At 39.4% G+C, this 20048-nt stretch carries 14 protein-coding genes, 2 tRNA genes and 1 riboswitch; of the genes, 11 read left to right on the forward strand and 5 right to left on the reverse strand.

What is annotated here, in order from left to right:
• Positions 1-9: 9 nt before the first annotated feature.
• Together AC1EKB_RS00910 and AC1EKB_RS00915 are read right to left on the reverse strand one after the other, a co-directional pair.
• Positions 10-795 (reverse strand): DUF4191 domain-containing protein, encoded by a 786-nt coding sequence (locus AC1EKB_RS00910; protein ID WP_248901087.1) that lies wholly within the window; start codon positions 793-795, stop codon positions 10-12.
• A gap of 162 nt (positions 796-957) precedes the next feature.
• Positions 958-1614 (reverse strand): DUF3043 domain-containing protein, encoded by a 657-nt coding sequence (locus AC1EKB_RS00915; RefSeq protein WP_415694727.1) that lies wholly within the window; start codon positions 1612-1614, stop codon positions 958-960.
• 116 nt (positions 1615-1730) lie between these two features.
• Between AC1EKB_RS00915 and AC1EKB_RS00920 the strand changes: the two genes are divergently transcribed.
• The 3 genes from AC1EKB_RS00920 to AC1EKB_RS00930 all read left to right on the forward strand — a co-directional run bounded on the left by AC1EKB_RS00920 (position 1731) and on the right by AC1EKB_RS00930 (position 6740).
• Positions 1731-3098 carry a M20/M25/M40 family metallo-hydrolase gene (locus tag AC1EKB_RS00920; RefSeq protein ID WP_481248573.1) on the forward strand — a complete coding sequence of 456 codons (1368 nt, stop codon included), beginning with the start codon at positions 1731-1733 and terminating at the stop codon, positions 3096-3098.
• Between the two features lie 104 nt (positions 3099-3202).
• Positions 3203-3305, forward strand: a riboswitch (TPP riboswitch).
• A 61-nt stretch (positions 3306-3366) separates the two neighbouring features.
• Positions 3367-3978, forward strand: a complete 612-nt coding sequence (locus AC1EKB_RS00925; protein WP_415694729.1) for an ECF transporter S component — start codon at positions 3367-3369, stop codon at positions 3976-3978.
• An 83-nt stretch (positions 3979-4061) separates the two neighbouring features.
• On the forward strand, positions 4062-6740 hold the full coding sequence (locus tag AC1EKB_RS00930) for an ATP-binding cassette domain-containing protein (RefSeq protein WP_481248574.1): 2679 nt from the start codon (positions 4062-4064) through the stop codon (positions 6738-6740).
• 13 nt (positions 6741-6753) lie between these two features.
• Here the strand turns inward: AC1EKB_RS00930 and AC1EKB_RS00935 are convergent.
• Positions 6754-6826, reverse strand: a tRNA-Arg gene (locus AC1EKB_RS00935).
• Positions 6827-7423: 597 nt separating this feature from the next.
• On the opposite strand from AC1EKB_RS00935, the gene AC1EKB_RS00940 reads away from it, so the two are divergent.
• The 8 genes from AC1EKB_RS00940 (at position 7424) to AC1EKB_RS00975 (ending at position 17799) form a co-directional block, all read left to right on the forward strand.
• Positions 7424-8083 carry a hypothetical protein gene (locus AC1EKB_RS00940; protein WP_481248575.1) on the forward strand — a complete coding sequence of 220 codons (660 nt, stop codon included), beginning with the start codon at positions 7424-7426 and terminating at the stop codon, positions 8081-8083.
• A gap of 151 nt (positions 8084-8234) precedes the next feature.
• Complete coding sequence (locus tag AC1EKB_RS00945; RefSeq protein WP_481248576.1) at positions 8235-8816, forward strand: tryptophan transporter; 582 nt, start codon at positions 8235-8237, stop codon at positions 8814-8816.
• Positions 8817-8961: 145 nt separating this feature from the next.
• Positions 8962-10830 (forward strand): ABC transporter ATP-binding protein, encoded by a 1869-nt coding sequence (locus tag AC1EKB_RS00950; RefSeq protein ID WP_481248577.1) that lies wholly within the window; start codon positions 8962-8964, stop codon positions 10828-10830.
• Positions 10831-10844: 14 nt separating this feature from the next.
• Positions 10845-11618 carry an energy-coupling factor transporter transmembrane component T family protein gene (locus AC1EKB_RS00955; RefSeq protein WP_481248578.1) on the forward strand — a complete coding sequence of 258 codons (774 nt, stop codon included), beginning with the start codon at positions 10845-10847 and terminating at the stop codon, positions 11616-11618.
• Positions 11619-11674: 56 nt separating this feature from the next.
• Positions 11675-12775 (forward strand): 1,4-dihydroxy-2-naphthoate octaprenyltransferase, encoded by a 1101-nt coding sequence (menA, locus tag AC1EKB_RS00960; RefSeq protein ID WP_481248579.1) that lies wholly within the window; start codon positions 11675-11677, stop codon positions 12773-12775.
• A 215-nt stretch (positions 12776-12990) separates the two neighbouring features.
• On the forward strand, positions 12991-13779 hold the full coding sequence (locus AC1EKB_RS00965) for an ANTAR domain-containing response regulator (protein WP_481248580.1): 789 nt from the start codon (positions 12991-12993) through the stop codon (positions 13777-13779).
• A 96-nt stretch (positions 13780-13875) separates the two neighbouring features.
• Entirely contained in the window at positions 13876-16887 is a 3012-nt protein-coding gene (gene polA, locus AC1EKB_RS00970; protein WP_481248581.1) for a DNA polymerase I, read from the forward strand.
• A gap of 57 nt (positions 16888-16944) precedes the next feature.
• Positions 16945-17799 (forward strand): Nif3-like dinuclear metal center hexameric protein, encoded by an 855-nt coding sequence (locus tag AC1EKB_RS00975; protein WP_415694737.1) that lies wholly within the window; start codon positions 16945-16947, stop codon positions 17797-17799.
• Between the two features lie 79 nt (positions 17800-17878).
• Here AC1EKB_RS00975 and AC1EKB_RS00980 read toward each other — a convergent pair.
• Both AC1EKB_RS00980 and AC1EKB_RS00985 read right to left on the reverse strand, forming a co-directional pair.
• Positions 17879-17965, reverse strand: a tRNA-Leu gene (locus tag AC1EKB_RS00980).
• A gap of 66 nt (positions 17966-18031) precedes the next feature.
• Positions 18032-20011: an FAD-binding protein gene (locus AC1EKB_RS00985; protein WP_481248582.1), complete on the reverse strand. Its 1980-nt coding sequence runs from the start codon at positions 20009-20011 to the stop codon at positions 18032-18034.
• Between the last annotated feature and the right edge of the window lie 37 nt (positions 20012-20048).

Here is a 20048-nt window from a genome sequence, read left to right on the forward strand (position 1 = left end):
AGCCTAGGTTTATTTTCCTCTTAAAGCTCTGCGACTTACGCGCGGAGTATGCGTAGGGTCAATTCCCTTTGGGATTCCAAATCCTAGCTTTCCTTGCAAAGTGCGTAAACGATCGTTTAGAATCGCAAGCTCTGTTTTAGTTAGGAAGAATCTGCGATTTGGGTGAATTGCAGCAAGAGGAGCAAACTTGTGATTTGTAGGAATCAAAGTTTTAGACTTTAGAACTTTACTCCTTAAATCCTTAAGCTTAATTTGATTTTGGCCATTTCCAACGCAAATGCGGTAAACAGGAATATTGGATCCAGCTGTAACACTTTTAATAGCATGCTCTTGGCGTTCCATAGCATGAGTCAAGCGTTCGTAATTGCCTTCTCCAACAAGAAATATTCCGTTAAAACCAGTTCCACGCCAAATTGCATCTTTGGTGCGAGGATCAACCCATACTGGCTGTTGTGGGAAAGTAAAACCGCCTTTATTGATTGCGCTTAAAATTCCAGCTGCAGCTCCAGGCTTACCTTCTAGTTTTGCGTATCCAACTTTATCTGCGCGCTTTGTTAAAACAACAGTAAAAAGCAAAAGACCAAGCATAAGCGCTGTTACAACCATCATAATCCATGTAAAAATGGACCAGCGTAAAATAGCGCCAACTATAACGCATAGCACTACAGGGGCTACAAAAGCCAGGCCAAGCCAAAGCGGAAGCTGCTTATCGTCTGTATGCGTGTACTTGTAAATGCGCACAATTTGTGAAATCATGCCCGATTTCTTAGTGTTCTTTGACTTCTCGTTTGCCATTTTGCGTTTATCCCCTATACGATATTCGCGTTAATTTTGTTTTGTGCTTATTGCAAGGTTTTATACCACGGGTTTGTTACCACGTTTTTGCCACTATTGCTTAAGTAGCATGCTGCAAACACACATTTCTATAAATCATATCTTTGTTGGTATACTAGCGTTTTACTTTGGCCAATTACCGCGTTTTGGCGTGCTTGGCTTTGGTAGCCTCCACCTGCGCATTTGTATTGCACGGCTGCAAGCATACATTGCCGATCTAGAGCTTTTAGCAACAGCAGCTTGGCCGTATCTTTTAACAAGTTCTTTTCTAAGCTTTCGCCACATTATTAAAACGTCAATAATTGCAGCAAAAAGATACGCGTAAAGAATAATCGCAAGCGCAAAATAAAGAGCAATATATTTAGTAGACAAGAAGTTTTGCGTAAAGAAGATGCAAATCATAATCACGATTGCAAATGGAACAAAAAACTCGCCAATATTAAAGCGCGCGTCTACATAATCGCGAATATACACTCTCCAAGGAAGCTGCTCCGACTTTGGCATATGCGCTAAATCGCCGCTCTTCATAGCTTCGTATTGTGCGTTTTCTTTTTCTCGCAATCGTGCTCGAGCAGCCTTTGCGCTAGCTTTTCTATCTGTTGGAACTAGCGGTCTAAGATTTTGCGCTGCAGCTTCGCTTTGCTTTGGCGTTGGAGCGTTTTTTGTGCGAGTTTTTGGCTTATTTTCTACTTTATTTTCGCTATTTTTATTGGCTGATGGTTGATCGCCATTTTGTGCGTTATTATCAGCGTCTCTTTTTACGAATGGATTCCATGTCATGTTTGCAGATTACTCAACAGACTAGACGCGTTATTAGCAATTTCGTTGGTTATGAATAGTCTGATAATAGTAATTCAACTAATGTTTTTACTAATCTACTGTTTTTTGGAGGACTTATGGCTGTTCTAGAGGTTGACGATGTGCGCTCACGTGTGCAAAACGCTTGGGAAGACGTTATTAGCGTATTAAATAAGAAGATTTCTTTAGGAGCTGTTTCTGCTAAAGGCATTACTGGGGATCATATGCGTGCTTCTGCTGAATACGTTGCTAGTGTATTGCGCGAAGTTGGTGTTGATGCTCGAGTTGAACAGTCGCAAAATCCAGATGGCACTCCAGGTGCATTCGAGGTTGTTGGATCTAGGATTGTAAACCCAAGTGCTCCAACTGTTTTGCTTTACGCTCATCACGATGTTCAGCCTGTTCCAGATGCAAGTGAGTGGAATACGGATCCTTTTAAAGGAACTGAGATAGATGGGCGCTTGTATGGTCGCGGCAGCGCGGACGATGGTGGTGGAATTGCTATTCACTATGGTGCTTTGCGAGCTTTAAGCGAAGATTTAGGCGTAAACATTAAAGTGTTTATTGAAGGCGAAGAGGAGATGGGCTCTCCAAGCTTTATTCCTTTTATTGAGTCTCACAAAGATGAGTTTGAATCCGATGTGATTATTGTTGCAGATTCTGGAAATTGGTCTGCCGAAGTTCCAAGTCTTACGACTAGCTTGCGCGGAAACACTACAGTAGACGTTAAGGTTAAGGTTCTTGATCATCAAGTTCACTCTGGACAGTTTGGTGGTCCTATTTTAGACGCATACACGCTTGCTTCAATGCTTGTTGCTTCTCTTTACAACAAAGACGGCGATTTAGATGTTCCTGGAGTTGAATCGCAAGAGCCTGTTGGCGGTTTGCAACGCGATTTAGATGAGACTCAAGTTAGAGCCGATTCTTCGGTTGTTGATTCATACAAGCTTGCAGGAACGGGATCGCTTGCTGCACGAATGTGGACTAAGCCAAGCTTGACTGTTATTGGAATGGACGCGCATCCAGTAGAAGAAAGCTTTAACGTTATTGCTCACGAGACACGCTTGCGACTTTCGCTTAGAACTGCGCCTTGCCAGCGCCCGGAGGAAGCGCAAAAAGCATTGAGTGACTTTTTGGTTAAAAATGCACCGTTTGGCGCGCAAGTAACTGTAGAGCCTTTAGATAATGGCATGGGTTGGGCTATGGATCCAAATGCTGTTGCAACTAAAGATGCGCTCGCATCTATGAAAGACGCTTTTGGTGTGGATCCTATTAACAAGGGCGAAGGTGGTTCGATTCCATTTATTCCAGAATTGCAAAGAATCTTCCCTAAAGCTCAAGTTTTGGTTACGGGTCCTGAAGATCCAAAGTCTAATGCTCATAGCCCAAACGAGTCGATTTCTCTTTTTGGCTTGAAGTCAAATATTGTAACGGAAGCTTTGCTTCTTAGCCGTTTAGCGAAGTAATAAAGCAGTGAAGTAATATTGTAAGTTCTAACTCGCGCATAAAGTACCTGGATATATGGGTTTTGATGTATTTTGTGCGCGAGTCTACACAATGCCGTAGAATCTTCACTCGACACGGGTGCTTTGCGCTAATTCGTAAAGCTGAGAGAAACCGCTTGAACGTGAATCCAGGTAATACTGGCGCACGGAGGTCAGTTTTTCCCGTGCCTACGGTAATTCTGTGATTTAGGTGATTTTCTAATTCACAGCGTGGAATGAAAGGCACACAATGGTAGAAGAAAAAATTTCTATCCAAGCTAATTTGCGATGGCGAGTTGCAGATATTGCTGCTGCTTCTGTAATTGCTGTTGCTTCTGCTCTTGTTTATTGGGTTGTAGCTATTACTTCTTCAGCTCCATGGGCGCTGTTTGAAAGTGTTCTTCCAGGTTTTGGCGGCTTGATGAATGGCTTGTGGCTTTTTGCTGGTCCATTGGCTGCTATTATTGTCCGTAAGCCTGGCGCTGCAATCTACGCTGAAGTTGTTGCTGGAGTCCTAGAAGCTCTTCTTGGAAATCAGTGGGGTGGATGGTCTACTTTCGTAATAGCTTTAGTACAGGGTATTGGTGCAGAAATTGCATTTGCTGCATTTATGTATAAGCGTTGGACTCTTGATTCTATAGTTCTTTCTGGCGTTCTTTCTGGCGTTGGATGCTGGGCTTATAGCTTTATTAAGCATTTCCAAGGTATTGATCTTGTTGGAAGCTACGGTATTGCATATCTTGTTACAACAGCTGTTTCTGGTGCTGTTATAGCAGGTGTTTTAATGTGGTATTTGTTTAAGGCTGTAGCGAATACTGGAGCTTTAGACCATTTTGCTTCTGGCAGAGAAATACACAAATAGTTCATGCTAAATAATCAGATATTTATAAATTATTTATAAATAGAAAATAATTAAATAAAAATCATTGCCATAAAGGATTTGCTATGCCCGATGCATCTAAAACGCAGGTTTTAAACGAAAACAACAAGCATAAAGCTGAAACTTTCCTTCCATCGGCTTTTAATGCTGCTCAGTTGCGTTTTGAGAATTGGGGTTATCGTCATGCCTCTCGCAAAGCGTTTGCTGTTCGTGGTTTAAACCTGACTATTGAAGCAGGGCAGAGAGTATTGCTATTAGGTGCATCAGGCATAGGTAAATCCACTATTCTTGAAGGCGCTGCTGGATTAATAGGCAGCGATATTATTCTTAAAAGTGATTCAAACGATAAAAATAGTAACTCTTCTTCGCATAATGTTTTAGTTGAAGACGAAGATGGCGGAGTGAGTGAAGGCGCGGTATTAGTAGACGATGTACCAGTTCATAAGGCTCGCGGACGTGTTGGCTTAGTTTTACAAGACCCAGAAGCGCAAGCGATTTTTCAACGTTTAGGAGATAACGTTGCGTTTGGTCCAGAAAATATGAATGTTCCACGCAAAGAGATTTGGAATATTGTTGACGAAAGTCTTAAAGAAGTTGGATTAGATGGATTGCAACTTCATCGTTCTACTGCACATTTAAGCGGTGGCCAAATGCAGCGATTGGCTCTTGCAGGCGCGCTTGCAATGAAGCCTAGCGTTCTTCTTTTAGATGAGCCTACAGCAAATCTTGATCCAGACGGCGTTGAGCAAATTGTTTCAGCAGTTGGAAAAGTGCTTGACGATACTCATGCAACAATGGTTCTTGTGGAACATCATGCGCAGCCTTGGATTGATTTAATAGACAGAGTGATTGTTCTTGGGCTTGAAAATAGCGGTAATAGTAATAGTGAAGATAGCGAAAACTTTGTTCACGATGACGATATTGCAAGAGACGAGAATGCTAAAACAGTAATCGTAGCTGATGGAACTCCTGATCAGGTGTTTACTCGCAAGGATCTTGATTTTGAAGATCTTGGAATATGGCTTCCAGACAAGTATAAGGATTCAAAAAATCGCAATATAAGTAGGATTCATGTTAAAGGAGAGCCTGATTACGATCCTTCTGTAGGAGATGGGAAAGTAGTTTTATCTACAAAAAACCTTGCGATTAGCCATACGGATACTCCAATAGCCAAAAACATTAATCTTGAGTTTAATTCTGGTCAAATAACGGCTTTGGTTGGTGCAAATGGTGCTGGAAAATCAACTTTGTCGCTAACTTTGGCAGGGCTAATTCCGTCAATAGAAGGCGAAGTTGTAGCAAGTGAGAATCTTTGTAAAGAGTTAGACTCAAGTGATCCTATAAAGTGGAAGTCAACTGAACTCGCTAAAAGAATTTCGTACGTTTTTCAAAATCCAGAACACCAATTTGCTTGCGGAACTGTTTTAGAAGAGGTTATGTTAGGCCCTATTAGAACAGGCATGAGCGAAGAGGATGCTCGATCAAAAGCTAAAGAATTGCTAGAGCGATTTCGATTAGGCAGATATGCCAATGCAAATCCGTACACGCTTTCTGGTGGAGAAAAGCGCAGACTTACAGTTGCTGCATCTTTGGCCGCAGCTCCAAGAGTTTTGATTTTAGACGAGCCAACTTTTGGCCAAGATCGAAAAACTTGGATGCAAATTATAAAGTTGATTGCAAGCCTTAGAGCAGACGGCGTTAGTGTTATTGTTGTTACTCACGATAAAGAGCTAGTAGATGCTCTTGGTGCGCGTTTGGTTGAACTTTTGCCTATTAGTGAGCATAGAAGCGAGCCTATTAGTGAGCATACTAGCGAGCATAAAAATAGTGATTCTGACGATTTAACACGCGCTGGCGAGTCGCAAGCAAAAGAAGATTTAGAATCATCGCAAAGCTTGTCTTCTACAACTAATGCAACGAATATTTCTCGAATAAAAGTTAGCGCTGTAAATAAGCGTGATGAGCAAGAAAGAGCTGCAAGTTGCTCGCCATTTTTAGCTTCGCTAAATCCTGTTTACCGCATGCTTGGAGCTTTTCTACTTTCCATTCCTTTGCTATTTACTCTAGATTGGCTTTCTTCGACTATTGCACTTGTTTTAGAGTTTGTAATTTTATGGATTGTTGGAATGAATCCTTGGCGTGTTGTTAAGCTTTCTTGGCCTGTTTGGGTTGGTGCGCCTGGATCGGCTCTAGCAGTGTGGTTGTACGGTAAATCTGGCGGTCAAACGTTGTTTGATTGGGGAATTATTCACGTAAGTGAGCACTCAACAACTCTTGCAATTGCAACGTTTATTCGTATTTTAGCGATTGGTGTTCCTGCAATTGTTACTGTTATTGGTATTGATGCTACAGATTTAGCAGATGCTTTTAGTCAAGTTATGCATTTGCCAGATAAGTTTGTTTATGGTGGATTAGCGGGAATGAGGCTTTTTAGCGTTTTACAAGACGATTGGGCAGCTCTTACTGCTTCTAGAAGGTCTCGCGGTCTTGGAGACGATAGTAAGATTCGCGCATTTATGCCTCAAGCTTTTGCGCTTCTTGTTCTTTCGATTCGTAGGTCTAGTACTTTAGCAACAGCAATGCAAGCGCGCGGTTTTGGAGGAGAAAATCCAAGATCTCATGCGCGCATAAGTCACGTAAATAAGCGCGATTATGTGTTTATGGTTGTGTGCTTAATTATTCCTGCAATTGCATTAATTGCATCTGTTTACTATGGCACGTTTGCGCTTCTTGGTGGAAATTAATTAACGCAAAACGTGGGCTTGATGGGATTCGGACCCACGGCCTTCTGCTCCGGAGGCAGACGCTCTATCCACTGAGCTACAAGCCCGCAACTTGTGAAAGTATACACGTTGCTAGGGATTGAGGTTGTTTTATATAAGATTAGACATGCGCTTTGTGTACTTACGGCGTTTTGCTTGGAATTGTGCGGATTTAAGTGGTTATATTTTTACGTGTTTTTGCGTGATTTTTTGCTAATTTTATATTTTTGTTTGCATTTGTACTTTTATGGTGTTAGCATCGAACACAACACAAACGCATATCGTAAATTTTACGGTGTTAGGTTTGTGATTGACCACATAGGCATTTAGCTTTTGCAGCTAAAGTATTTAAGGAGGCGGCTATCATGCGTAACATGAATGCTCAAGCTCGCGATACTTTTGATGCTGCTCGTATGTGGTGGTGGCAGACTTCTCTTTGGCGTAGTTTACTCTAAAGTTTTAGAAGCTGCTTGTTTAGGCTTATAAAAGACCTCTAGGGTAAACCTAGGGGTCTTTTTTATATCCTAAAACGCAAAATCCATTTGGTTTTAATCCAAATCTAAAACAATCTAAACAATCTAAACCAATAACAATCTAAACCAATAACAATTTTCAAATCAAAATTGTTGAAAAACAACGTAAAAATTTACGTAAAGGAGAAAATCATGAATCAGGAGTCCACTAACGTAGAGTCCACTAACGTAGAAGCCACTAACGTAGAAGCCACTAACGTAGATGCAACATCTGCACAGTCCGAAATTAATCAAGCAGCTACTTTGCTAAAAGGCGTAAATGTTAAAAAGCACGCTTTAGATATTACGTCTTTGGTGTTAGTTGCTGTTCTTTTTGCAGCAGGATGCATTCTTGATTTTACAGTTGCAAAGTCGCTTTCGATTGGAAATATTCAGCCAGAGTTTGTTATTGCATCGTTCTGCTTGTCTATTTTGCTTGTTCGTCCAAATGTTATTCAAGGTGCGATTATTGGCGCATTAGCTGCTACTTTGATTCAATTTAACACTTCGATTCCTGGTCTTGAATACGCTTGCGATATTCCAGCAGCAATCATTATGACGTTAGTGCTTATGGGATACTTAAAAGCTTTCCCTAAGGATGCTGCTAGAAAGTTTAGTGTGTTCCCATTTATCTCTACGTTTGTTGCAACTGTTATTTCTGGAATGATTTTTGCAACAATCGCATCTTTCTTTATTCTTCACTCTCCAAACACTGTTCTTGTTATGCTTCCAATCATTTTGGGAACTGCTGTGTTTAATGCTGTTGTTGTTGAAGTTCTTTACACTCCAATTCGACTCGTTTTGCACAAGTAAATCAACATTGAAGAAATTGAAGAATAAGAAATAAATTAACTTTAATCAACGTAAACAAATATAAACAAACATAAATGAATGTAAATAAACGTAAATAAACATCAAAAGTCGATAATTAAAACTTAATTATCGCAACATAAAGGAGAAGATTATGAATCAGGGAATTAATGGACATGCAGGTAGCATGATTAATGCTGTAAGTATTAAAAAGCACTCTTTAGATGTTACGTCTTTGGTGTTGGTTGCTGTTCTTTTTGCAGCAGGATGTATTCTTGACTTTACAGTTGCAAAAGCGCTTTCAATCGGAAATATTAAACCAAACTTTTTAATCGCATCATTCTGCCTTGCGATTTTGCTGGTTCGTCCAAATGTTATTCAAGGTGCGATTATTGGCGCATTGGCTGCAACTTTAATGCAATTTAACGCATCTATTCCTGGTCTTAATTATGTTTGCGATATTCCAGCAGCAATTGTTATGACTTTGATGATTATGGCTTATGTTCACGTTTTTCCTAAGGATGCTGCTAGAAAGTTCAGTATTTTCCCACTCATAGCAACTTTTATAACTACAGTTGTTTCTGGTTTAATATTTGCTTCTACTGCATCTTTCTTTGTTCTTCATTCTCCTAAGACGATTCTTGTTATGCTTCCAATCATTTTGGGAACTGCTGTGTTTAATGCTGTTGTTGTTGAAGTTCTTTACACTCCAATTCGACTCGTTCTACACAAGTAAGTGTTTGAATTTGTTCTAGATGATTTGTGTTGGATAATATTTAGCAAGTCATATAATTATCAAAGAATAAATCGTAGAATAAGCATAATCATAGAATAATCATTAGTAATAGTAATTGTTAGGTTTTTAAGAGTTAGGAATTATTGTGCCTTTGCTTGAGTTAAAAGATGTGTCTTTTAAGTATGTGAATCGGAATAAAGATGATTCTTTAGACTCTTCAAAGGCACAAGATTCCACTTTTGCGCTAAAAGATGTAAGTCTTAGCATAGAATCTGGCGAATTCGTTGGTATTATTGGCCCTTCTGGGTCTGGTAAAACAACGCTTGCTTCGCTTTTTTCTGGCGCGATTCCGCATCATTATTCTGGCGAACTTTCTGGAAGCGTTAAGATTGCGGGTCAAGACACTAAAAATCTTGCTTTAACTAATATTGCTTGCTTAATTGGATCTGTTATTCAAGACATTGATGCGCAAATGGTTGCTGCAAATGTGGAAGATGAGATTCTTTTTGGCTTAGAAAACTTTGGCGTTGCGCATAGCGAAATACCAAGTCGAATAGATGAAGCTTTGCAAATTGTTGGCATTAGTGATTTGCGCAACCGCGATTTAGATACTCTTTCTGGAGGCCAAAAGCAGAAAGTTGCGATTGCTGCTATTCTTGCGCTAAAGCCTAAAGTTATGGTTTTAGATGAGCCTACGTGCGCTTTAGACCCTGTTTCTTCTAAAATGATTTTTTCGATTCTTAAAGATTTGAATAAGAATTTTGGAATAACGGTTGTTGTAATTGAGCAAAAAGTGGCGCTTTTAAGCGAGTATTGCAAGCGTTTAGTTGTGCTTTCTAATGGCACTTTGTCGCTTGATTTGCCTGTTAGCCAAGCGTTGAAAAACATGGATTTGCTTTATTCTATTGGAATAAATTATCCGCGCACTACGCATTTGGTTAATGATTTACAGAGCAAGAATGTTTGCTCTAAAAGCGATTTGCCTGTGTCTGTAGAAGATACAGTAAATACTATTGTTAATACGATTAATAGTAGAAAATCTTTGACTTCTAATAGTAATTCTCATGGTGATTCTCATGGTGAATTTGATAATAGCGAATGCGATTCAAACACATCGGCGGTTGCTGGCGACTTTTCGCACGAATCGCAAGCCTACGCACAATCTTCCGCACAAGATCAATCAAAAAACACTTCTCCGTGTCTTTCGCTTAAAAACGTAAGTTTTTCCTACCCAAGTGGCGTTAGTGCGCTAAAAAACGTGTCTTTTGAAGCTTACGCTGGGGAGCTTGTAACTCTTGTTGGAAGAAATGGCGCTGGAAAAACAACTGTTACTAAGCTAATCAACGGTTTGCTTAAGGCGAGCAGTGGCAACATTTTTATTGATGGTAAAGACACTAGCAACATGAAGATTAGCCAAATTGCTCACTATGTTTCTACGCTTTTCCAAAATCCAGATCGCCAGCTTTGCAAAGATACTGTTTTAGAAGAAGTAGCGTTTAGTTGCATTCTTTTAGGAGAGTCTGTTAAAGATGCTAATGATCATGCAATGCAAATGATTGAAAAGCTAAATCTAGACCCTAAAGCAAGCCCGTTTATGCTTTCTAGAGGACAGCGTCAAATGGTTGCATTGGCTGCAACTGTTGTAACTAAGCCTAAGATTCTTGTTTTAGACGAGCCAACGTGTGGCTTAGACTACATGGAATGCTTGCGCATTATGCAAGTTGTAGAAGACCTTAGAGATCACGGTTGTTGCATAATAATGGTTTGCCACGATATGGAAGTGGTTCTTGACTTTGCAACGCGCTTAATCGTAGTAAACGATGGGAAAATTCTAGAAGACGGAAGTATAAGTTGCGTTTTTGAAAACAATGCGATTTGCGATGAAGCTGCATTATGCGCTCCGCTTTTATGCGCAGTATCTCAAGGCTTAGTCAAGAATGGTTTTGATGCTTGTAAAGGCTTGTATAAGAGGGATATGTTGGTTGATGCTCTTAAAAAGAGTTGCAATTTGTAAAGCAAGGTGTAATTATGCAAACTAAAATCTTAACGTATAACGAAGGCTCAACTTTTCTTCACAAAGCAAATCCTATTGCAAAACTCATATTAGCTATAAGCGTTGTTGTGTCTGCTTTTATAGCTCAACAATTTAGCATTCTTGTATTTATTGCAGTTCTTATTCTTGCTGGCATGGCTATGGCTGGGATTCTTAAAGCGCTGTTTCCTCTTGTGCGCGCAATGCTTATTCTTGGCGTTGTAATGTTCTTTTTGCAAACAGTTATTGCTCAAGGCGGAAACTACATGTTCTTATGGTTTAGCACAAAAGGAATTTCTGTTGCATTGCGAGCATCTTTAAGGCTTTTTTGCTTTGCATTGCCTCTTGTAAGTGTTCTTAGCATTACAAAATTAAACGATTTAGCTAATGCTGTTGTTCAATACTTACACATTCCATATTGCTATGCTTTTACGATCACTACAGCTGTGCGATTTGTTCCTATTTTTGCGTACGAAATGTCTCAAATTACAGAAGCTCAAATGGCAAGAGGAGTGGAGTTCGATACAAAGAATCCTTTCAAAAAGATTAAGCTTATGATGCCTTTGATTGTGCCTCTTTTAGTTTTGTCTGTTCGTAAAGCAGATAGTTGTGCGCTAGCTGCAGAAGAGCGAGGATTCTATTTGCGCACACGTAAGTCTTCTTTTAGAAAATATCCTTTTGGCTGGCGTGGATTTGTTCTTCTTGTTATATCTGTTTTAATGATTGCTTTGCCAATTCTTGCGTCTATGTTTGCTCCACAAATAATCTAAAATAGTCTAAACTAATCTAGAATCAATTAAAAAATTCTAGAATTTAGGCGATTTTAATGACTAATATTAAGTTTTGGCTTAAAGGTGCAAGACTTTATACTCTTCCAATCGGGATTGTTCCAGTTGTTATGGCAATTTCGATTTTTGCAAGGTATTTATTTAGCGGTCAAATACTTGTAAAGACTTATAATGTTGAAAATTTTGCTTTGCAAGCGTTTTTGTGTTTGTGTGTTGCTGTTTTTATGCAAATTTCCGTAAACTACGCAAACGATTATTGTGATGGTTTGCGAGGATTAGATAATCAAAGGTCTAAGCGAGATGTAAGCGCAGAAAACAAAGCGCTATGTGACGTGTCTTGGAGGCTTGCAAATGCTGGTATTAAGCCAAAATCAGTGTTGTATGCTGCTTGCATATCTGCTCTAATATCGTGTGTTTTTGGATTAGTTATTACGATTAGAAGTGGAATTTGGATGTTTATTCCGCTTGGATTAATTTGTGTTATAGCAGCTTGGTTTTATGCAGGAGGATCACACCCATACGGATATAGGGGTTGGGGAGAGCTTAGCGCATTTTTGTTCTTTGGACCAGTAGCGTTTTTGGGAACATTGTGCGCGCTTTTTTACGCAAGTGGTTTTTCTAAAGATTCAATAAATGCATCAAGCATTGAGCAAATTGTGTTTTGCGTATTATTATCCTTTATTCCAGGTGGATTTTCTGCTTGCCTTATGATGATTAACAATTTAAGAGACATAGAAAGTGATATGCAGCATAAAAAGATTACTGCAATGGCTTTGCTTGGCAAGCGCAAGGGCAGTGTTGTGTTTACTTGTGTTACTGTTTTAGTGGCGATTTTACAATTTGCGTACGTGCTTTTATATGTGTTCTATTCGCGATTTATAGGCGTATTTTTAAGTATTGATAACCCTTATAAAACTGTTTTCGCATTAAGCAATACATTGTTTAATAATGGTGTGTTTGTTGTTTCTTGCATTCTGTTACTATTGACTACTTGCGTGTTTATTAAAAAAGCGTGCTCGCTAATATACGCAGTTATTAATGGGAATTATGCTAGTGCTTTTCCATTGTGCGTACAGTTAGCAATGCTCGGTGCTTTGACTTTTGTATTGTCATTATTTGCATGTGCTTTACCGCATTAAAAAGCGGTTTGTAGCGTATTTTTATACACGCATGCGAGTAAAATCGTTGGCAACGCGCACAGTGTGCTTTTAGTGTTTGTGCATAAAACTTGCATGATGCTAGCCTAAAAAATAAACGCAAAGATGGCGAGTATGAGTATTAAGGGTGCGAATGTATGTGTTAGTGGAATGCATAGCGCTGTTGCCTTGTGTTTTGGTAAGGAAATGAGGTTAGAATGTCGGCTGAAAACAGCGATGAAGAGATGGGGAATGCGCCTGTTGTGCTTACAGATGATGAATTGCGTAATGCATATGAATCGTCGAATAGCGTAGAAAGCAATAATAACGATAGCGATAAAAAAGAAAACAGCGTTAAAACTGTTGTTGTTGCAGAAGATGAAGCAGTAAACCGTATGGATCTTGTAGCAATGCTAGAAGATAACGGATATAAGGTTGTTGGTCAAGCTGCAAATGGGCAGGAGGCTATTGACCTTACTCGTGAACATCGCCCAGACGTTGTTTGCATGGACGTTAAAATGCCTGGTGTGGATGGAATTCAAGCGGCTGCTACGATTTGCGACGAAAATATTGCACCTGTTGTTATGCTAACTGCTTTTTCTCAATCTGACTTAGTTAAGCGCGCTACTGGCGCTGGAGCAATGGCGTATGTTACAAAGCCTTACGAAGAGTCAAAGCTTTTGCCAGCTCTAGAAGTTGCAATGGGCAGATTTAGCGAGATTAACGATTTGCTCGATAGTGTTGAGCGCACAGAAAACAAGCTTCAAGATGCTCAAGATCAGCTTCGTAAAGCAGAAGAAAAGCTTAAGAAAGCAGAAGATACTCTCGAAGAGCGCAAGCTTGTAGATAGAGCAAAAGGCCTACTTATGGATAAAGCTGGGTTCTCGGAGCAGGGTGCTTTCCGTTGGATCCAAAAAACTTCTATGGATCAGCGTATTCCAAAGAAGCGTCTTGCGTTGGCTATTATCGCTAAGTATGGCGAAGAAAAGCCATCTAGCGAAGCGTAGTAAGTCAAAATAATTTTGATAATCGCGGTTTCTTGCGCGAGCTATGCATAAATAATTTCAAAAGTTCATTTTATAAAAAACGCAGGTGGGTGTTAAGTGGATACCAGCATCGTTGCAAACGAGGATTCTTTGAATAGTGAGGATTATAAGGGAACGTTGTTGGTGGTAGATGGCCACTCACTTGCGTTTCGTGCTTTTTACGCAATATCGGCAGATAATTTTTCCACAAAATCTGGTTTTGCTACTAATGCAATATGGGGCTTTTCTACTATGCTTTCGCAAGTCATAGAAAAAGAGAAGCCAGATAAGCTTGCGGTTGCTTTCGACGTTAAAGGTGGAACTTTTAGAAACAAGCTTTTGCCGCAATATAAGGGTACTCGTGAAGCTGCTCCAGAAGAACTTATAGCTCAGTTGCCCGTTATTCAAAAAATGCTTAGTGCGTTAGGTGTTAAGTACATTACAAAGCAGGGCTACGAAGGCGACGATATTATTGCTACTTTGGCAACTATGGGTGCTAATGCTGGTTATAAAACGCTTGTGCTTTCTGGAGATCGCGATGCTTTTCAGCTAATTAATAACACTATTAACGTGCTGTACCCAGGCAGGCATTTTAAGGATCTAAAGCAAATGGATCCTAATGCGATTGTTGAAAAATACAATGTTACGCCTAGTCAGTATTCAGATTTAGCAGCATTGCGCGGGGAAACGTCTGATAATATTCCAGGAGTTCCAGGAGTTGGAGATGGTTATGCTGCTAAGTGGATTAATCAATTTGGCAGTCTAGAAGGCATTATTGAAAACGCAAGTCAAATCAGTGGTAAAAAAGGCGAGTCTTTACGAGAAAGCATTGATCAGATTCGATTAAATAAAAAAGTTAATACTCTTGTTAAAGATTTAGATCTTGGAGTTAGTGTTAACGATCTTGATTTTGGCAATGTAAACGCTGCGTCTGTTGGAGAGCTGTTCGAAAATCTTGAATTTGGTTCGCGTACTAGAAGAAAGATTCTAAAAGAGTTTACGCGCGGGAGCAAAGAGCTTTTAGATGAGAATATTAAAACAATGATTTCTGCTGGAAGTGCGCATGCAGAAAATAGTGGTTCTACGGAATCAAATGATTCAGATGATATAGAAGACGTTAAAACTCTGTTAGATAAAATAAACGTGCATAATATTAATTCTGAGTCTGATGCAGATAATTGGATTAGTATTGCAAAATCTTGTGTTGCGGATTCTTGCGACTTTTCCGACTCGTATATAAATAGCGCAAATCTTATAAGAAACGACTTAGAATGCGCAAAAACAATAAAAGAGCATAAAGAATTAGTAGTATTTGCTGTAGAAGAAAAAAACAACACTAATCAGTTTGGTATTTTTGCAAAAGCATTAATAATCCTAGCTGGTAACGACGCTGCAATTGTGTATGCAAATGTTCTTAATGAAAATAGTGGAATCGCTTCTAAACTAAGAGATTTTATAAAAAAGCATGAGTCTTCAGTTGTTTTGCATGATTATAAAAAGCATATTGCTCTTTTAGCGTCTCTAAAAGTTGTAGAAGATAATTATTCTTTTAGCCCACTAGTTGACATTCGCTTAGCATCTTACTTAATTGAGCCAGATTTTAAGAACGAAAATCTTTGCGATATGGCTGAGCATGTTTTGAATATTCATATAGGCTCTTCGCAATTAAACGATGAACCGACGCAAGGCAAACTTGATTTTGATATTGATAGCAGCCAGGATTCTAAAGAGCAAGATTCGCAAAGTCAAGATAACCAAGAATTAGAAGAAAGCATGCTAGAAACAGCTTTGACTATACGTTTGCTTTCTAAACAATATGCGAAAAAGTTGGATGAGCGCAAGCAAACTGGCTTAATGATAGACGTTGAAATGCCTGTTTCTAGAGTTTTAAGGAAGATGGAAGATACGGGCGCTGCTGTAGATATGCTACGACTTGCGTCTATGAAAGATAATTTTGCAAGTGAAGCGAATTTTGCTCAAAAAATGGCGCTAGACGTTGCAGCTAAGCAAATAAATTTGCAAAGTCCTAAGCAAATTCAGCAACTGTTGTTTGAAGACATGGGTCTAAAGCCTACTCGTAGAACAAAAAGTGGATCGTATACTACTAATGCAGAAGCTTTGCAAGAGTTGTATGCAAAAATTGATCCAGATGAAAAGTCAAGTCAATTTTTAGGTGCTTTGCTTAAGTATCGAGAAACTAATAAGTTAAAGCAAATTGTTCAAAGCCTTATTGATGCTGCAAGATATAAAGACGGTAGGATTCACACGACTTTTGAGCAAACTATTGCTGCTACTGGTCGATTAAGTTCTTCGGACCCAAACTTGCAAAACATACCAAACAAGAATGTTGATGGTAGGGAGATTAGAGCGGCTTTTGTTCCAGGAAGAGACTATGAGCAGCTTATGAGCTGCGATTATTCGCAAGTGGAACTTAGAATTATGGCTCATGCTTCTGCAGATAAAACGCTTATTGATGCTTTCCAGTATGGTGTTGATTTTCATAAGTTTGTAGCGAGCTTAGTTTATAGAATTCCAATAGAGCAAGTTAGTGCAGATCAGCGTAGCCACGTTAAAGCAATGAGCTACGGGTTAGCATATGGACTCAGTACGTATGGTCTTGCAAAGCAACTAGGAATTAGTCCTGCTGCTGCAGAAGTTCTTAAGGAAAAGTATTTTAATACTTTTGGTGCAGTACACGACTATTTGGAGTCTTTAGTAGATAAAGCTAGAAAGCTTGGATACACTCAAACAATGTTTGGTAGAAGAAGATATTTCCCAAAGTTAAATTCTACGAACAGGGCATCTAGAGAAGCTGCAGAACGAGCTGCTCTAAACGCTCCTATTCAGGGAAGTGCTGCAGACATTATGAAGCTTGCAATGATTAGAGTAGATGATGATTTGCGAAAAGCTAATGTTAAGAGTCGCGTGATTTTGCAAATCCACGACGAACTTGTTCTTGAGATTGCTCATGGCGAGGCGGATGTTGTAGAAGATATTGTTAAAAATGCTATGGAACATACTGTTGAGCTTTCTGTTCCGCTTAGTGTTTCTACTGGAGTTGGCGCTGATTGGCAGCTTGCTGCGCATTGATTTTGTTTGTGAGAATTATTGTAAAGACCACTGTAGGATTATTGTAAAGGTGTGAATATGGCAACTTTGGGTGATATTGTTAAGGTCTTAGAAGACTTGTATCCTCTGTGTCTCGCTGAGCCTTGGGATAATCCAGGATTAATCGTTGGCAACCCTTCGCATAAAGTTAATAAAATTGTTTGCTTATCGGATCCAACTTTAGAAGCTGTTGAAGAATCATGCAAAATGGGAGCGGATTTGATTGTTTCGCACCATCCTTTGTTTTTTAAGTCGGTTCACGAAGTTTCTGGTTTTTCTGTTCGCGGAAAAATAGTTCAAACTCTTATTGAAAATCGTTGCGGATTGTGGGTTGGTCACACTAATGCGGATGCGGCTTTTAGGGGAGTAGCAGATGCTGCAGCGAATGCTTTTGGTCTTAAGGATTTGCACCCTCTTGTTCCAGCAAATAATAACCCTTCTCTTGGGCTTGGCAGAGTTGGAGTGCTTGAGCAAAAAATCACGCTTAAAGAGTTTGCTATGCGCGTTTTTAACGCTTTACCTGCTACTAAGCTAGGCGTTCAAGTGTGCGGAGATGTTGATGCAATGGTTAGTAAAATAGCTGTTCTTCCAGGATCTGGTGATTCCTTATTTGATGAAGTTCGCGCTTGTGGAGCAGACGTGTATGTAACAAGTGATTTAAGACATCATCCTGCAACGGACGCGTACGAGCAAGCTATTTATGAATCGCAACTAACGCACTCTAATATTATTAAGCCTATGCTTATAAACACTCCTCATAGCGCTATTGAATCTTTGTGGTTTAAGTATGCTGTTAAAGATATTCACGATTCTATATGTAAGAATTTTGGTGAATCATTAGATGTTTCTTGGATTGGTAGAGCTTTTGACCCTTGGAATTACGTGATTAACTAGTGCGATTAGTGTTTGCAATTAGTGTTTGCGAATACGAAACAAAAAAGTCTTGCTGATTTCTCAGCAAGACTTTATTTTGTGTCCGGAGCGGGACTTGAACCCGCACGCCTGTACAAATAGGCACTAGCACCTCAAGCTAGCGCGTCTACCATTCCGCCACCCGGACGGGTGTTTTAGACAACAGATAGAACTATAACATCTTTTTTAACTCTTTGCTTCGGCGTGTTGCAAATTAATTGATTTTTGTAATAATTTCTTTAATTTCGCTAGCATTTTGAGCGTTAATTGGACGATTTGGGTCAAAATCCACTACTACAACTGGAATATTTTGCACTTTTCCGCTTAAATCCACTATGGAATGTTGCGGATTTTGGCTGTTGTTATGCTGTGGATAATCCAATCTTGTAAAAGATCCTCTAGATTCATGTCTTGCAAGTGATGCTTGCAAAACTGCTTTTGCAAATGTAATCAAGTTTTTCAATTCCAAAATAGCTGTCAGTTCTTGATTAAAAACAAGATTTTTAGAATGCAAAGTAAGCATTTTAGCTTTTGGAATAATAAGCGTATCGATTTTTTGCAAAGCTTCTTTAATGCTCTGTTCGTTGCATCTTACTGCAACAGCTGTTTCCATAATCTCTTCTAGCGCATCTAAAAGCATGTATGGATTTTGCTCATTTTTTGAATCATTCTCGCTTTGCATAAGAGCGCGTATTTTTTGGATTCGCTTTTTAGCTAACTCGTCTATTTTTGGGGTTTTATTTTGTAAATTATATTGATTATTTTGATTATTTTGTTCTAGAGTTTCTTCTTGATTTTGAGTTTCTTCTTGATTTTGCAAGTCTTTTGCAATAGATTTTCCTGCGATTTTTCCAAATAAGCAAGCGTCAAGAAGTGAGTTTCCGCCAAGGCGATTAGCGCCATGAACTCCCGAGCACGCACATTCTCCAGCAGCGTATAATCCCTTTATGCTTTGTTTTTTCCCTCTATCTAATTTATAGACTTGGCTGTTAAGAGTGATTGGTATTCCACCCATTGTGTAGTGTGCAGTAGGCTTAATAGGCACAAGATCTTTTGAAGGATCTAAATGCGCATATTTTTCAATCGTCTCAACAACTTGCGGAAGAGCATCTAACATGTGCTGTTTTTCTATATGAGTCATGTCTAGCCAAACGCAATCTTTTTTATCAACGTTGCTAGTTGTGTCTTCCACTCCTCGCGCTGCATCGACTTCTGCTATAATCGCCCTGCTTACAACGTCTCTTGGAGCTAAATCCGCGTGCGTATTGTCGTAGTTCTTCATAAATGCTTCGTTTTTGCAATTCCTAAGCACTCCGCCTTCTCCTCGCGCAGCTTCCGAAAGCAATATTCCAGTGTGCGCTAATCCAGTTGGGTGGAATTGTATAAACTCTATGTCTTCTAATTGCAATCCAGCGTTTAGCGCTAAAGCCATTCCGTCTCCAGTTAAATCCCAAGAGTTGGAAGTTGTTGCAAATAGTCTTCCAGCGCCTCCAGTTGCAATAAGAACATTGTTTGCGCTTATTTTTTCTACGTTTCCAGTTTTTTCGTTTAGCGCTATAATTCCTTCTACGCTGTTTGTTTCGCTATTTATTGCAATGTCTGTAACGTAAATTTCTTCGCTAATGTTAATATTTTCTTCTAAACATTTTTGCCACAAACTGTATAGAATTTGGTGGCCGATTCTATCTGCAGCGTACGCAGCTCGCCTAACTGGCTGTTTTCCAAAGTCGGCAGTGTGGCCTCCAAAGAATCTTTGATTAATGTGACCGTCTTTTGTTCTAGAAAAAGCAACTCCAAAGTGCTCAAGTTCAATAACTGTTTCTCTAGCTTCTTTTGCTAGGATTTTTGCTGCGTCTTGATCGCTTAGCCAGTCGCCTCCGTGAACAGTGTCGTAATAGTGCCATTGCCAGCAATCTTTTTCTACGTTTCCTAATGATGCTGCGATTCCGCCTTCGGCAGAGCCTGTATGAGATCTTAATGCTTGAAGTTTGCAAATCACTAATATTTTAGGTTGTTTTCCTTGAGATTTTAGCATTTGGTACTCTTTAGACTTTACTAAGCCTAATGCTGCTGAAAGTCCTGCAGCTCCAGCTCCAATAATTAAAACGTTGTAAAACGAGTTATTTATTTTTATTTGCTCGCTTTTTTCTTGACTTTTTGCGTTTAATTCGCTTTGCTCAAAGTTTGATTGCATAACACTTATTTTCTCATATTTTTCGCATTTTTATTTA

The sequence above is a fragment of the Gardnerella sialicivorans subsp. sialicivorans genome (assembly GCF_056746795.1).

Excerpts from the sequence above, each read along its gene's own strand:
- AC1EKB_RS00910 (WP_248901087.1), bottom strand. The coding sequence starts at position 795 with ATGGCAAACGAGAAGTCAAAGAACACTAAGAAATCGGGCATGATTTCA.
- AC1EKB_RS00915 (WP_415694727.1), bottom strand. The coding sequence starts at position 1,614 with ATGACATGGAATCCATTCGTAAAAAGAGACGCTGATAATAACGCACAA.
- AC1EKB_RS00920 (WP_481248573.1), top strand. The coding sequence starts at position 1,731 with ATGGCTGTTCTAGAGGTTGACGATGTGCGCTCACGTGTGCAAAACGCT.
- AC1EKB_RS00925 (WP_415694729.1), top strand. The coding sequence starts at position 3,367 with ATGGTAGAAGAAAAAATTTCTATCCAAGCTAATTTGCGATGGCGAGTT.
- AC1EKB_RS00930 (WP_481248574.1), top strand. The coding sequence starts at position 4,062 with ATGCCCGATGCATCTAAAACGCAGGTTTTAAACGAAAACAACAAGCAT.
- AC1EKB_RS00940 (WP_481248575.1), top strand. The coding sequence starts at position 7,424 with ATGAATCAGGAGTCCACTAACGTAGAGTCCACTAACGTAGAAGCCACT.
- AC1EKB_RS00945 (WP_481248576.1), top strand. The coding sequence starts at position 8,235 with ATGAATCAGGGAATTAATGGACATGCAGGTAGCATGATTAATGCTGTA.
- AC1EKB_RS00955 (WP_481248578.1), top strand. The coding sequence starts at position 10,845 with ATGCAAACTAAAATCTTAACGTATAACGAAGGCTCAACTTTTCTTCAC.
- menA (WP_481248579.1), top strand. The coding sequence starts at position 11,675 with ATGACTAATATTAAGTTTTGGCTTAAAGGTGCAAGACTTTATACTCTT.
- AC1EKB_RS00965 (WP_481248580.1), top strand. The coding sequence starts at position 12,991 with ATGTCGGCTGAAAACAGCGATGAAGAGATGGGGAATGCGCCTGTTGTG.
- AC1EKB_RS00975 (WP_415694737.1), top strand. The coding sequence starts at position 16,945 with ATGGCAACTTTGGGTGATATTGTTAAGGTCTTAGAAGACTTGTATCCT.
- AC1EKB_RS00985 (WP_481248582.1), bottom strand. The coding sequence starts at position 20,011 with ATGCAATCAAACTTTGAGCAAAGCGAATTAAACGCAAAAAGTCAAGAA.